At 73.4% G+C, this 13452-nt stretch carries 12 protein-coding genes and 1 pseudogene; 11 read left to right on the plus strand and 2 right to left on the minus strand.

The genetic code is table 11. The annotated features are described in order from the left end of the window. Positions 1 to 17: 17 nt before the first annotated feature. From ABD981_RS02610 to ABD981_RS02650, 9 genes and pseudogenes are all read left to right on the plus strand, one after another. On the plus strand, positions 18 to 656 hold the full coding sequence (locus tag ABD981_RS02610) for a hypothetical protein (RefSeq protein WP_046908124.1): 639 nt from the start codon (positions 18 to 20) through the stop codon (positions 654 to 656). Between the two features lie 339 nt (positions 657 to 995). Further along, the gene (locus ABD981_RS02615; protein ID WP_123954517.1) at positions 996 to 2282 is read left to right on the plus strand and encodes an aminotransferase class V-fold PLP-dependent enzyme; all 1287 of its coding nucleotides are present in this window, start codon (positions 996 to 998) and stop codon (positions 2280 to 2282) included. After that, a complete protein-coding gene (locus tag ABD981_RS02620; protein ID WP_046908122.1) occupies positions 2267 to 3601 on the plus strand; it encodes an ABC transporter substrate-binding protein in 1335 nt (444 codons plus the stop codon). Before ABD981_RS02615 ends, ABD981_RS02620 begins: the two co-directional genes overlap by 16 nt. 2 nt (positions 3602 to 3603) lie before the next feature. Further along, entirely contained in the window at positions 3604 to 4662 is a 1059-nt protein-coding gene (locus tag ABD981_RS02625; RefSeq protein ID WP_240495243.1) for a carbohydrate ABC transporter permease, read from the plus strand. After that, complete coding sequence (locus ABD981_RS02630; RefSeq protein WP_046908121.1) at positions 4659 to 5474, plus strand: carbohydrate ABC transporter permease; 816 nt, start codon at positions 4659 to 4661, stop codon at positions 5472 to 5474. Before ABD981_RS02625 ends, ABD981_RS02630 begins: the two co-directional genes overlap by 4 nt. 5 nt (positions 5475 to 5479) lie before the next feature. Then, positions 5480 to 7429 (plus strand): glycoside hydrolase family 36 protein, encoded by a 1950-nt coding sequence (locus ABD981_RS02635; protein WP_240495242.1) that lies wholly within the window; start codon positions 5480 to 5482, stop codon positions 7427 to 7429. Between the two features lie 79 nt (positions 7430 to 7508). After that, positions 7509 to 7604, plus strand: a pseudogene (locus ABD981_RS02640) (LacI family DNA-binding transcriptional regulator); the annotation flags it as partial. Between the two features lie 334 nt (positions 7605 to 7938). Beyond that, positions 7939 to 8535 (plus strand): LacI family DNA-binding transcriptional regulator, encoded by a 597-nt coding sequence (locus tag ABD981_RS02645; protein WP_345527688.1) that lies wholly within the window; start codon positions 7939 to 7941, stop codon positions 8533 to 8535. A 147-nt stretch (positions 8536 to 8682) separates the two neighbouring features. Then, a complete protein-coding gene (locus ABD981_RS02650; RefSeq protein ID WP_046908119.1) occupies positions 8683 to 8952 on the plus strand; it encodes a hypothetical protein in 270 nt (89 codons plus the stop codon). 57 nt (positions 8953 to 9009) lie between these two features. On the opposite strand, the gene ABD981_RS02655 is transcribed toward ABD981_RS02650, so the two are convergent. After that, positions 9010 to 9480, minus strand: coding sequence for a hypothetical protein (locus ABD981_RS02655; protein WP_046908118.1), 471 nt, complete (start codon positions 9478 to 9480; stop codon positions 9010 to 9012). A 47-nt stretch (positions 9481 to 9527) separates the two neighbouring features. Further along, a complete protein-coding gene (locus ABD981_RS02660) occupies positions 9528 to 10364 on the minus strand; it encodes a sporulation protein (RefSeq protein ID WP_046908117.1) in 837 nt (278 codons plus the stop codon). An 83-nt stretch (positions 10365 to 10447) separates the two neighbouring features. On the opposite strand from ABD981_RS02660, the gene ABD981_RS02665 reads away from it, so the two are divergent. Further along, positions 10448 to 11335: a sporulation protein gene (locus ABD981_RS02665; RefSeq protein ID WP_123954516.1), complete on the plus strand. Its 888-nt coding sequence runs from the start codon at positions 10448 to 10450 to the stop codon at positions 11333 to 11335. A gap of 206 nt (positions 11336 to 11541) precedes the next feature. After that, positions 11542 to 13260, plus strand: coding sequence for an RICIN domain-containing protein (locus tag ABD981_RS02670; protein ID WP_131723868.1), 1719 nt, complete (start codon positions 11542 to 11544; stop codon positions 13258 to 13260). Positions 13261 to 13452 lie beyond the last annotated feature (192 nt).

The following is a 13452-nucleotide window of genomic DNA, read 5'->3' on the forward strand; positions in this document are numbered from 1 at the left end:
GCGCGGAGGGACCACCCATGGCCATCGCCACCTGGACCGGCCGCAGCCGCGACCCCGCCGTCGTGTCCGCGGACATCGCCCGTGCCCTCACCGCCGAGCTCCGCCTCCCCGCACCGCCGCCCGCCCAGGTCCTCGCGGGCGACAGCGAAGGAGTCCCGGCCGGGAGCCTGCTCCCGCCCCGCGAACGCTTCAGCGGGATGCCTGCCCTGACCGAGTGCTTCGTGTACGTGGACGCCCGGGCGCCCCGACCGTTCGAGCTGCGCGCGTCCGTCCTGACCGGCCGGGCGATCCGGCGCAGCTTCGGGCTCGGCCTGCTCCAGTACGCGGTGCCGCTCACCGTTCCGGTGCCGGGACCCGTCGCCCTCGGCGAACGGCGCCACGGTCGCCCCTCGGCCTTCGAGGGCGACCCGGAGACGGCGCGGCGGCTCGGCGCCGACTCCGAACTCCTCACCCTGGCCGACCACGTGTCCGCCACGGTCGCGGGCCCGGACTCCACCCACCAGTGGAAAGTGGACCGGTTCCTGACCGTCCAGCCGCAGACGGCAGGCGGGCTGCTCCTGGCCCGCACGCTGCACCGTCAGACCGCCGGCGGCTGGACCCTCGGCGCGGAAGCGGTCCTCGCGCTGGCCGCCCGGATCGAGAACGCCCTGATCTAGCGCCGAGCGCGGAGCGCGAGCACGGGGCACGGAGCGCCGAGCACGGAGCGCGCGGCGCCGAGCGCCGTGACGGTGATGTGTCGCGGCGCGCCGCGCTGAGCCGAGCCGCCTTGTCATGGAGTCGGCCGCGAGGGGGCGGGGCGTCGGGGCCGGGACTCCTGTTCCCGGCCCCGACCCGCCTCCGCGTCCACGCCCGTCCGCACCGGTCCCGGTGCTCCCGAATCGGCGCCGTCCGACCTCTTGTCGGGGCGCTTCCGGCTCTCTAATGTGAACCTTCAAATCCCAGGGGTGCCATGCACTGAGCTCTGTGAGGGACATTTTTTGAACGATCAAATTCGAGTGGGGCGAGGTCACGACAGTGATCCCGCCCCGGGTTACCTCGACTACGCCAGGGTCGGCCCGCTCGCACCCGGAGCCGTCGCCGCGCTCGACGACGCCGTCGCCCTGGCCCGCCGATCCGGCCCCGCCGAACTCGACAGGCTCTTCGCGCTCAGTGACGCGGCCCGCGCCTCGGCGGCCCGGCTCCTCGACGCCCGGCCCCACGAGATCGCCCTCGTCCCCTCCACCAGCAACGGCCTCTTCACCGCGGCCGCGGCCCTGCGCGGACCCGGGACGGTGCTCGTGCCCCGGGACGAGTTCCCCGCCAACGTCTACCCGTGGATCCGCTTCGCCGGCCGCGGCGGTCCGGACGTGCGGCTCGTCGAACCGGACGGGCCGCTGCGCATCTCCCCCGACCTCCTGCGACGGCACCTGACCCCCGAGGTGACCGCCCTCACCGTCAGCGCCGTCGACTCGCTCACGGGGCACGTGGCCCCACTCGCCGCGCTGAAGGAGGTGCTCGGGCCGGACCGGCTGCTGATCGTCGACGCGATCCAGGGACTCGGCGCCGTACCCCTCGAAACGGACGCCGCCGACGTCCTCGTCAGCGGAGGCCAGAAGTGGCTGCGGGCCGGCTGGGGAGCCGCGCTGCTGCTGATCCGCGACAGGTGCGCCGAGCGACTGGTTCCCGGGCTCGGCGGCTGGGCCGGGGTCACCGACCCCTTCGCGGCGCGGCACCCGGCGCCGCCCTTGCCCGGGGCCGCCGCGCACCTCGCCACCAACCCGGACTTCCCGGCCGCCGCGGCCCTCGGCGCCGCCATCGACGACCTCCTCGACCGAGGCGGCCCCGCCGCCGTCGGCACCCGGATCCGGACCACCCTCGCCGAGTTGCTCGACCGGGCCCGCGGGGCGGGTGCCGAAGTCCTGCTGGACGGGCTGGGGGAGGGGGAGCGCGCCGGGATCGGCACGTTCCGTCTGCCCGGCCACGACCCCGCCGCGGTCCACCAGGCCCTCGAAGCGGCCGGCGTGATCACCACGCGCCGCGGCGCGTGGATCCGGCTCTCGCCCCACGTCGGTACGTCGTCCACGGCGACGGAACTGTTCGCCGACGCCCTGGACGCCCTGGGCGCCGCGGGTGCCCCGGCCGCACCGGGTGCCGTGGGCGGCCTGGACAGCCGGCACGCCCGGGACGGCACCAGCGCCAGCGCCAGTACCAGCGTCAGCACCAGGTCCATCACCCGCGCCACCGCACACACCAGACCCACCGACAACCCCCGTAGCCAGGAGCCGACATGTCCCACCACCTGAGCCGCCGCCGGATACTCCACCTCGCCACCGCCTCCGCCGCCGGACTCGGTCTGACCGCCTGTGGCGGCGGCGGTTCGGGCGCCGGTGCCGGCGGCGCCGACGGCGACAGCGGTCCGATCACGGTCTGGAGCTGGACCACCGCGGCCGAGGCCCTGCGCGGAGTCGTCCCCTCCTTCGAACGGGACAACCCCGGCATCAAGGTCGACGTCCAGGACCTCGGCAATCCCGCCATCTGGGACAAGATCACCGTCGGCCTCGCCTCGGGCGGCAAGGGACTCGCCGACGTGCTCCACATCGGCGTCGACTACCTGCCCGGCTACATGCAGAAGTTCCCCCGGGGGCTCGCCGACCTGTCCAAGCTCGGCGCCGACCGGCACAAGGACGCCTTCGCCGAAGGGCTGTGGCCGACCGTCGTGGGCAAGGACAAGGCCGTCCACGCCCTCCCCTGGGAGGTGAACCCCCTCGGACTGTTCTACCGGCACGACTACTTCGAGAAGGCCGGTGTGGACCCCGCCTCCCTGACCAGCTGGGACGACCTGATCGCCGCCGGGCCGAAGATCCGCGCCGCCACCGGCGCCCAGCTGCTCGGCCTCGACAAGCCCGGAACCACCCAGGACATGGACTTCTTCCAGAACCTGATGCAGCTCCAGGGCGCCTTCTACTTCGACCACGAGGGCAAGGTCACCCTCGCCTCCCCGGAGGCGATCCAGGCCCTCACCGTCATCAAGCGCCTCAACGACACCGGTCTCCTCGCCGACACCGCCGGCCAGGGCACCTGGAAGCGCCTCGTCGGCCAGGGGAAGCTCGCCACCGCCCCGTACCCCGCCTGGGCCATCGAGTACCTGGCCACCAAGTTCCCCGCGCAGAGCGGCAAGTGGCGCGTCATGCAGCCGCCCGCCGCCGTTCCCGGCGGAGGGCGCAGCGCCATCGTCAACTCCACCTACCTGACCGTCTCCGCCACGAGCAAGCGCCGGAAGGCCGCCTGGCGGTTCGTCGAGTACGCGCTCACCAAGCCGGCCGAGATCAACCGGATGTTCGCCTCCGGCGGCGTCTTCCCCGCCCTGAAGTCCGCCTACGACGACCCGAAGTTCAGCGCACCGCACCCCTTCTACGGCGGCCAGCAGGTGCTGCGCTCCTTCGTCGACTCGCTCCACGCGGGCGCGGACGCGACCAACTTCACCGGCGACTACAGCCGGGCCCTGAAGCTCGCCAGCGACGCCCAGAGCCAGGTCCTGGTGAAGGGCGCCGATCCGGCCGAGGCGCTGAAGGCGGCCGCGAAGCAGCTCGCCCAGCAGACCGGTCGGCAGCAGGCGGCCTGACCATGTCCCTCGCCCCGCCCGGACGCGTCCCCGAACGCGCCCCCGACTCCCGTCCCGCCTCCGGTCCCGGAAGCGGCGACCCCGCCGGTCCCGCGGCAGCCGCCGCTCCCCGCAAGACGCCCGGCCGCGGTGACCCCGGTGCCTCCACGGACCCCGGCTCCCACGCCGCCCACGGCCGCCCCGCCACCCCGGCCCGCCGCCGACTGCTGACCCGCGGCTCCTTCCCGTACCTCCTGATCATGCCCGCCGTCCTGGGCTTCGCCGTCTTCAAGGCGTACCCCATCGCCGCCTCGTTCTGGATCAGCCTCACCACCGGCAGCGGAGACGAGCAGCGGTTCGCCGGGCTCGCCAACTACGAGCGGCTGCTGACGGACCCGCTGTTCTGGACCGCCCTCAAGAACACCGGGCTCATCCTGGTCGTCCAGGTCCCGCTGATGCTCGGTCTCGCCCTGCTCGTCGCCCTCGGCCTCAACTCCACCAAGGTCTGGCTGCGGCCGCTCTGGCGGCTCGGCGTCTTCGTCCCGTCGCTGACCGGGCTGGTCGCCGCCGGCGTGATGTTCTCCGTCATCCTCAACCGGGACGCCGGACTGCTCAACTGGGTGCTCTCGCTCTTCGGCATCGACCCGGTGAACTGGCTCGGCAGCCCCTTCTGGGCCCGCGTCGCCGTCGTCCTCGTCATCACCTGGCACTACACGGGCTACAACGCGGTGATGTACCTCGCCGGACTCCAGGGCATCCCCAAGGAGCTGTACGAGGCCGCCATGGTCGACGGCGCGGGCCCGGTCCGACGCTTCTTCGCCATCACCCTTCCCCAGCTACGGCCGATCCTCCTCCTCACGGTGGTGCTCTCCACCATCGGCACCCTCCAGCTCTTCGACGAGCCGTACGTCCTGACCGGCGGCGGCCCGGACAACTCCACCCTCACCGTCACCATGTACCTCTACGACAACGGCTTCACGTACTTCGACTTCGGCTACGCCTCGGCCCTCGCCTACGCCCTGGCGCTGATCGTCTCCGTCCTCGGCATCATCCAGGTCCGTCTGATGGGAGAGCGCCGGTGACGTCGCGCGGCCCCCTGCTCACCGTGCTGCTCGCGGGCGCCTTCGGGCTCTGCGTCGGCCCGTTCTACTGGCTCGCCATGGCCGCCACCCAGGACGACAAGGACGTGTTCTCCTGGCCGCCGAAACTGCTGCCCGGCGGGCACCTCCTGGACAACCTCCAGGGGCTCCAGGAGTCCATCGGCCTCACCCGCGTCCTCCTCAACACCGTCGTGGTGGCGGGAGTCCAGACCGTCGGAGCCGTCGTCGTGTCCGTCCTGGCCGGCTACGCCTTCGCCAAGTTCGACTTCCGCGGACGCAACCTGTTCTTCGTCCTGCTGCTCAGCACCCTGGTCATCCCCGACACGGTGATGCTCATCCCGATCTTCCAGATGATGATGGAACTGGGTCTGATCGACACCTACCAGTCGGTCATCCTGCCCGGCCTCGTCACCCCGTTCGGCATCTTCCTGATGCGGCAGGCGCTCCGGTCCATGCCCGACGAACTCCTGGACGCGGCCCGCGTCGACGGCGCCGGCGAACTGCGGGTGCTGTGGCGGATCGTCATCCCGGTCAACCGGCCGATCATCGCCGCCCTCGCGCTGTTCGTCTTCCTCGGCGCCTGGAACCAGTTCGTCTGGCCGCTGATCGCGCTGCGCAGCCCGGAGATGTACACGCTCCCCGTGGCCACGGCCACCCTCCAGGGCCTGTCGACCACCAACTACGCCCACGTGCTGCTGGCCAGTGCCCTCGCCGCCATCCCCGTGATGGCCCTCTTCCTGGTCCTGCAGCGCCAGTTCATCTCCGGCCTGCTGGCCGGGGCGACCAAGGAGTGACCCCCGTGACCCCCGTGACCCCCGAACCGGACCCCACCGCCCAGCAGCCCGTCCCGGCCTGGCGCCCGAACGACCGCACCGCAATCCCGTCCGACGGCGGCACGGGGACCCCGGGGAACGCCGGGCTTCCCGAGGTCCCCGAGGGCCCCGAGGACCTCGCCACCCCGCCCCCCGCCGCTGCCGCCGTCGTCCACCGGCGGCTTCCCACCGACCTCGTCCACGCCACCGGAGACCCTCTCACCGTCCACCTCACCGGGTTCGGCGACGACGGCTGGCAGGCGGCCGTCACCCGGGTCGCCGACGGCGTGGTGCTCGTCGAGGTCACTGCGACGGACGCGGTCACCGTCCGGGCCGAGTGGCGCGTCCCCTGTGCCGGAGCCGCCGCGTACTGGACCCCGGACACCAAGGCCGCCCGCTGGCTCCCGCCCTCCTGGATCGCTCCCCGCACCGTCTCGCTCGCCCTGGGCGCCCCCGTCGCCTGCCTGGTCGGGACCGACGACCGTGCCCTGTGCACCGCCGCGGCGGGGGAGACGAGCGCTCCGGTGCGCGTCGGGGCCGGAGTGGTGGAGGAGAGCGGCGAGTTCGCCTTCACGGTCGAGCAGGAACTCACCCCGGACGGGCCCCCGATGCGCGTGCGGATCGACCTCAGCGGCCGGCACTTCGCCGCCACCCTGCGGGCCGTCACCGACTGGTGGGCCGAGGGCACGGAGCACCCCGGCGTCGCCCCCGCCGCACGGCTGCCCGCCTACTCCACCTGGTACAGCCTCCACCAGAACGTCGACACCGCCACCGTCGAACGGCAGGCGGTCCTCGCGGCCGCCGTCGGCTGCGGCAGCGTCATCGTCGACGACGGCTGGCAGACCTCCGACCGTACGCGCGGCTACGGCCACTGCGGCGACTGGGAGCCCAACCCGGAGGCCTTCCCCGACCCCGCGGCCCACGTCACCGAGGTCAGGCGGCTCGGCCTCGCGTACCTCCTCTGGTACGCGCTGCCGTTCATCGGCCGCCACAACGACGCCTGGGACCGCTTCAAGGGCTTGATCCTCCGCGAGGAGACCCACCTGGACGCGGCCGTGCTCGACCCGCGCCATCCCGAGGTCCGCGCGTACCTGATCGACCGCGTCTCCCGCGCCGTGGAGGACTGGGGCATGGACGGCGTGAAGCTGGACTTCATCGACCGCTTCGCCGTCGCCGAGCCCCCGCCCGCGCCGGCCGGCGCCGACCACGCCACCGTCCACGAGGGCGTACGACGCCTGCTCGCCGACCTCGACGCCCGGCTGCGCCGCACGCGGCCCGACGTGATCGTCGAGCACCGGCAGCCGTACGTGAGCCCCGGCCTCTGGCCGTACGCCACCATGGTCCGCGCCACCGACTGCCCGCTCAGCCCCGCCGAGAACCGGCAGCGCACCGTCGACTGCCGGCTCACCGCGGGCCCGCTCGCCGTCCACGCCGACATGATCATGTGGCATGCCGCCGAGACGCCCGAAGGGGTCGCCGTCCACCTGGTCAACGCCCTGTTCTCGGTGCCGCAGATCTCCGTGGACCTCGCCGCCCAGACCCCGGACCAACTCGCCACCGTGCGCTTCTGGCTCGGCGTCTTCCGCCGCTACGCCGACGTGCTCCAGCTCGCGGCCCTGGAACCCGCCCGCCCGGACCTCGGCTACCCCCTGGTCCGCGCCCACGACGACCGCACCACCGTCGTCGCGCGCTACGCGCCGCTGCCCGTCGCCCTCCCGGACCGGGACGACACGGACACCCCGTGGACCCTGCTCGTCGCCAACGCGGACGGCGACCCCACCGTGCTCCTCACCGCCACCCGGCCGGGACGGGCCCTGGCCCTCGTCCAGGACTGCCGTGGTGAGATCCTGTCCGAGACCGTGCTCGAACTCGTCGCCGGGGCGAACCCGGTGACCGTGCCGACCGGCGGCCTGCTCACCCTGACCCGCGAGGACTGAACGACGGGGGGCCGGGGCCCGGCCGAACGCCGCCGCCCCACCCCCCCGTCCGCTCCCTCCCCGCCCCCACAGAGGAACGATGACCGCTCACCAAGTGACCATCGAGGACGTCGCGCGTACGGCGGGAGTCTCCCGCCAGACCGTCTCGAACGCCCTCAACGCCCCCCACCGGCTGCGTGCGACCACGCTCGCCCGGGTCACCGCGGCCATCGAGGAGCTCGGCTACCAGCCCGACCAGTCCGCGCGCAGCCTGCGCACCGGCACCCGCAAGGTCATCGGCTATCCGGCACCCGCCGACAACCCCGCCGACCCCAACCCCCTCATGGGAGGCTTCCTCCAGGCACTGGTCAGCGCCGCCGACGCCGTGGGCCACCGGGTGCTGCTGTTCCGCTGCGACCCCCAGCAGGGCGCCGGGGCGGTCGCCAAGTCCTTCAACGGGCTGATCGCGGCCCGCCAGGTCGACGGCTTCGTCCTCTCCGACGTCGTCCACGACGACCCCCCGGGTCGACGTGCTCGCCGAGGCGGGATTCCCGTTCGTCGCCTTCGGCCGTACGGCTCCCGGGCGCCCGCAGAACTGGGTGGACATCGACTCCGCCGAGGCCACCGCCGGGCTCGTCCACCTCCTGCTCGGCCAGGGCCACCGCCGGATCTGTTACGTGAACTCCGCGGCGAACCTGCCGTGGCTCGCCGACCGCAGGGCCGGCTTCCTCCAGGCCGCGGCCGCCGCCCCGGACGGCGCCTTCGAGGTCGGCGTCCCCGACGACGACCCCGCCGCCCTCTCGCACGCGCTCCAGCGCCTGCTGGTCGGCCCGGACCGCCCGACCGCCCTGGTCTGCGCGAGCGACTGGCTCGCCCTGACCGCCTACCAGGCCGTCCGCGCGGCCGGCCTCACGGTCGGCACGGACGTCGCCGTCACCGGCTTCAACGACATGCCCCTCTGCACCCTCCTCCAGCCCGCCCTCACCAGCATCCGCCTCCCCCTCGCGGGCATCGCCCACGCGCTCGTCGACCGCCTGATCAGCACGGTCGAGGGCACCGCCCCACCGACCACGGGCCTCCTGCTCCCGGCGGACCCGGTGGTACGCGCCAGCACACCGGACCGGTAGGGGCCGGCCGTCGGCACGCGATCCCGCGGCAGCCCGACAGCCGCCCCCTGAGACGCGTCACCCGGAGTGCAGAATGGCCGCGTGCTTCCTCCTCGGCTTCTGTGGTGCGATCCTCGGCCCGTTCCCCGGTTCAACCGTCGGGAACCGGTGACACTGATCCTCCGGGACCCCGGCCTCCACGAGCCGACCGACGGGGACGACTGCACGGTGTTCTCGTACTTCTGCCGGTCGCACGACCGCTTCTACCGGCACGAGGCGTGCGGGGAGGGGCAGCATCTCGTCGTTCTGCACTGTGAGGACCACGGCCCCGAAAGCATGTGGCCGCAGCCGCACATGCTCGCCCTCCCCGAAGGCTTCGATCCTCCGCTCAGCGAGGCGCAGCTCGACCGGGTGCGAGCGGAGTGGGACACACCCTGAGCCAGGGCCCGCCCCGGAGTCGCACACGGGCGGGCTGCCGCCCGCGGGAGCAGGGCGTCAACGCGGTCCGGCGGCCGGGACGAGGTAGGCGGCCCCGGCTGGTGCGTAGCGCATGCGGGACCAGTCGATGCGCCACCCGAGCGGTGCGGCGACTGCGTCGAGGCCGGCCGGGCCGATGCCGCGATAGGTTGCCGCGTACAGAGTGATCGGTTCGCCGGGGTGCGCAGGGTGTGCGGCGATGGCGTTCTGCAGGGCGTAGCCGGCCCGTTCGCGCCACTGCTCCGGTGTGCCGTTCCGTTCGAGCCGGTACTGGCGGCGCGTCAGCAGTATGCCGTCACCACCGTACGGATCCTTCGGCACGCCCTTGGGCCTGCCGCCGATCGGTCCCGAGCCGCCGCCGCCGAGGAGCATCGGGGCGAGGAGCACCGCGAAGCCGACCGGTGCGTAGAGCCACTGCAGGTAGAACTGGCAGCGCAGCCCCCAGGCCGAGCGCGGGGGCAGGGGCCCCCGTCCCGCTTCGCCGACCATTGGTGCTCCCGTTCTCGTATCAGGTCCTCGTCCCCAACCCGGCTCTCCTAGACCCGGTGCAGCCGGTCCAGCCGGACGAGGTCGGTCATGGCCTCGCGCAGGCGGGGGGCGAGGTCGGTCTCGCCCACCTCGTGGTGCGCGACGGGGAAGGAGAGCGCGGGCGGCCTCTGGTCCCAGCTGCCGAACCTGTCCCGGTCGTGGCGGCGTACGAGGACGAGGGCGCCGACCTGACTGTTGAGGACGGAGACCTCGATCTCCGCGAAGGCGTCCGCCGTCCGGCTCGGGTCCTCCAGGTAGTACGTCTGGAGGTAGTCCCGGCGCTGGGCGACGTTCGGGATCCTGTCGTCCGTCAGCCGGGCCTCGACTCGGCTGTACCCCTCGGCGAAGAAGGCGTCCATCACCGCCTCGTGCAGCGGGGGAGCGGCCACGTGCAGGAAGTCGATGTCCTTCACCACGTCGTCGCCGCGGGACCGCACCGTGGTGACCACGGAGAGGTCGACGCCCGTGGACCGGCCGCCGAGCTCGGTGACCGGACACTCCCAGGGGAGCCGTCCGCTGAAGCGGATCCGGTGCTCCCCGCCGGGCGCCACGTCGGCCGCGTTCTCGAAGCCGGCCGGCCGGAGACGGGCTACGTCGACCTCGCGGGAGATGCCTTGCCAGGTCAGGCACTTGGCCGTGACCCGCAGGTCGAAACGGTCGATGGCGAGCCCCGTACCGCCGCCCCGGAGGACGAGCTCGCCCTTCACCCACTCACCGGGCCGGGCGTCGACCGTCGTGATGACGGCGTCGATCTCGGGAGCCTCGGCGCCGTCGGTGACGGTGTTGTCGTGGGCGTCGCCCTTTCCCGCCCCACGACCGAACCCCAAGAGCTTGAGCAGCCCCACCCCGTCCTCCTCCTGCCGCCCGCGTACAGCTTGCCCAAGCCTATTAGGCTCGTGTCCAGGACGAAGGGGGAGGGGGCAGGGCGTTGGCGTTTCGCAAACTGTTCGGGGAGGGTGGCGGCGCGGACGTGCCGGCCGTGGTGGTCGACCCGCCCGAACTCGACACCCGCATCAGCACCCTCACCCTCCGCCCGGGCGCCGAGGTCAGCGGCCGGCTGGTGATCCGGGCGGGAGGCGCGGACCTGCGGGTCTGCGACGTCGTCCTCCAGCCGGTGGCCCGGATCCATCGGCCCGGCGGCGAGCTGATGACCGATCACCTGACGTTCTTCCACACGTCCGTCTTCCGCTTCGACGTCCCGGCCGGCACGGAACGGCAGGTGCCCTTCACCGGCCGGCTGCCCTGGTACGCGCCGTTCACCGACTTCGACGGCCGGGCCCTCGGCGTCGACTTCTCGCTCCGTACGAGAATCGCCCTGAACGACGGCGCCGGCACCGTCCTCACCGACACCGACTTCCTCCACGTCGACCCGCTTCCGGCCGTCGGGGCCGCGCTGGACGCCTTCGGCGAACTCGGTTACCTGGAGCGGTACTCCCACCTGGTGAAGGACCAGATCAAGGACTCGGAGTCGATCTCGGAGGAGTACCAGCCGGTCTTCCTCAGCGACCCCAGCGGCGGCCAGGCGGACTTCCCCGAGCTCGAACTCGCCTTCGACACCAACGCGGTGGGAGCGATCTGCCACCTCCGCGCGTCCGCGCCGGACGTCTTCGCCTGGGACGACAAGCCCGGCACGGTGTGGTTCCCGGTCGCCCACCACGAGGCCGGCACGGCCGACGTGACCGCCCGGGCGGCCCGGGCCCTGGAGGAGCTCGCGGCCTTCTACCGCCGTCACCCGAAGAAGGCCCGCAGGGGAGGAAGGGGCAGCGGCAGGGCGACGCGGAACCCGTGGCCGTACGACAGGAACGCCGCCACCTGAGGCCTGCCCGGTCGGTCGACGCCGTCCCGCCCGCCCCGGTCGGCATGGAGGGGACGTCACCGCGGGCGGGTGCGTCACTCATTGATGTGATCACGCCACCTCTATGTAATTCCGTCAATTCACCGGAGGTCGCTGGACGGGCGTGGCGCGGGCCCGGTTGTCTCTGGTCGATCCGGCGGAGCACGCGGGGACGAGGAGGGGGCGCCATGGCGAGGACGGGACGGCGGCAGGGTCCGGTGCGGGGGGCCACTCCGGCAGCGGACGAACTGGCCGGGTTCTTGAGGGACATCACCGCGCACCTCACGGTGCGGGAACTGGCGGATCGTTTCGGCGGAGGGCGGACCTTGTGGAGCGAGTACCGCTCCGGCGCCCGCGTCACGCCGCTCGGGAAGCTCAACGCCGTCGTCCGCGACCGGTTCCGGGACGCGCGCGGGCGGGCGGCCATGCTGGAGCGGGCCCGGGTGCTGCACGACGCCGTGCTGACCGCCCAGGCCCTCGCCGAATCCGAGGTGACCCCCAGGGAGGCGTTACGGCGCGCCGAAGCCGCGGCGGCCGATGCCGCCGTACTCGTCGAGGTCCTGCTCGCCATCATCCGGCTGCTCCAGAGCCCCTACCTGGCCGCGGGAGGCGGCGAGGGCGGCGAGGGCGGCGAGGGGGGCGAGATGGGCGGGGCCGGTGCGGAGTCCGGTGCGGGTGACGGAGGCGAGGAGGGCACCCGTCCGGATGCGCTTCCCGTGGTGGCCGGTGCCGTGCGGTCCCTGGCCCTCGTGCGGGTGGACGACGCGCTGGTCCGGCTCGCCGCCGTACGGGAGACGCAGGTCGCGGCCTTCCGTCTGGCCGCCGAGATCGAGCCGGCGGTGGTACGCGGGGAGGCGGTCGCCCACCCCGATCACCTGCTGGCCCTCGCCCGGCTCTCGTGCCTCCTGCAGCATCACGGGGACGAGGTGATGGTGCTGCAGTGGCGGGTCAGCGGGCAGGCCCTCGGCCCGTACGCGGGTGAGGTGGTGTCCTGGGCCGCGGCGTCGGCCCGGGAGCTCGAACAGGGCGGGGCTGCCCCGGGTCTGCTCCCCTGGAGCGGCCGCGGCTCGAAGGGCGGCCGGCCGGGTGGGCTGTACGCGGCCGTCGCCGTGTCCCTGGCCCTGGCGTCCGCGGCGGCCGGCGTGGTGATGGCCGGCGGGTTCGTGCCCGTGGCGGACACGGTGGGCGAGACCCCGCCCCGGGTGAACGTCACCGTGCTGATGCCGTCGCCCGGTACGGCGACGCCCGGCGGTCCGGGCGCCGGTTCCTCGTCCCCCGTGACGCCGGGGCCCGGCTCCGCCTCGCCCGGACGACGGGCCGTCACGCCGGGCGTGATCCCGACGGCGACTCCGACACCGACCGCGACCGGCGGCGGGGCCTCGGCGCGCCCGACGGGACCGGCCTCGCCCTCCGCCTCGGCCACCGGAGGGCAGGACGTCCCGGGCCGCACCGCCGCTCCTCCGCTGCCGAACGGTCTGTTCCGGCTGACGGGCATGGCCAGCCGGATGTGCCTGTCCGCGCCGCGGGGGAGCGACATCCCCGCGGCGGGCATGGTGCAGACGACCTGCTCCGCGGACACCGAACAGTTCTGGCGGCTGACGACGGAGCGCGTCGGCCCCCAGGGGACGGTGTACGCGGTACGGAACCGGTTCAGCGGACTGTGCCTCTCGGTGGACGCGGCACGGACGACGGACGACGCGATCGTCACCCAGTACCTGTGCGGCGACGAGGCCGGGCTCTTCCCCGACCAGCTCTGGTCCTTCCGCTACCGCCCGTCCCAACGGGCCTGGCAGCTGGTCAACCGCAACAGCGGCAAGTGCGTCGCGATCCGGCCCGGTGGCAGGGATCTGGAGCAGGCGCTCCAGGCGTCCTGCAAGGACGATCCGTGGATGCTGTGGCGTCCGTGACGTCGGCCCGCGCGTGGGCCGCTTGTCCGCGGACAAGGCGTTGTCCACTCGGACCGGCCTTCCCACCTGCACCGATGGCGAGGGACAGGACAGGACAACCCGGGGTGCTCCCACTCTCGTAGCGCACGGGCCGCTGTCCGTGCCGGCTCGGGGGGCGGTGCGGACAGCGGCTCGGACGACCAGCGGCACGAC

It is taken from the genome of Streptomyces showdoensis, from assembly GCF_039535475.1.
GTDB lineage: Bacteria > Actinomycetota > Actinomycetes > Streptomycetales > Streptomycetaceae > Streptomyces > Streptomyces showdoensis.

Coding starts and splice junctions, on each gene's coding strand:
- ABD981_RS02670 (WP_131723868.1), top strand. CDS start 11,542: ATGGCGAGGACGGGACGGCGGCAGGGTCCGGTGCGGGGGGCCACTCCG.
- ABD981_RS02625 (WP_240495243.1), top strand. CDS start 3,604: ATGTCCCTCGCCCCGCCCGGACGCGTCCCCGAACGCGCCCCCGACTCC.
- ABD981_RS02610 (WP_046908124.1), top strand. CDS start 18: ATGGCCATCGCCACCTGGACCGGCCGCAGCCGCGACCCCGCCGTCGTG.
- ABD981_RS02655 (WP_046908118.1), bottom strand. CDS start 9,480: ATGGTCGGCGAAGCGGGACGGGGGCCCCTGCCCCCGCGCTCGGCCTGG.
- ABD981_RS02620 (WP_046908122.1), top strand. CDS start 2,267: ATGTCCCACCACCTGAGCCGCCGCCGGATACTCCACCTCGCCACCGCC.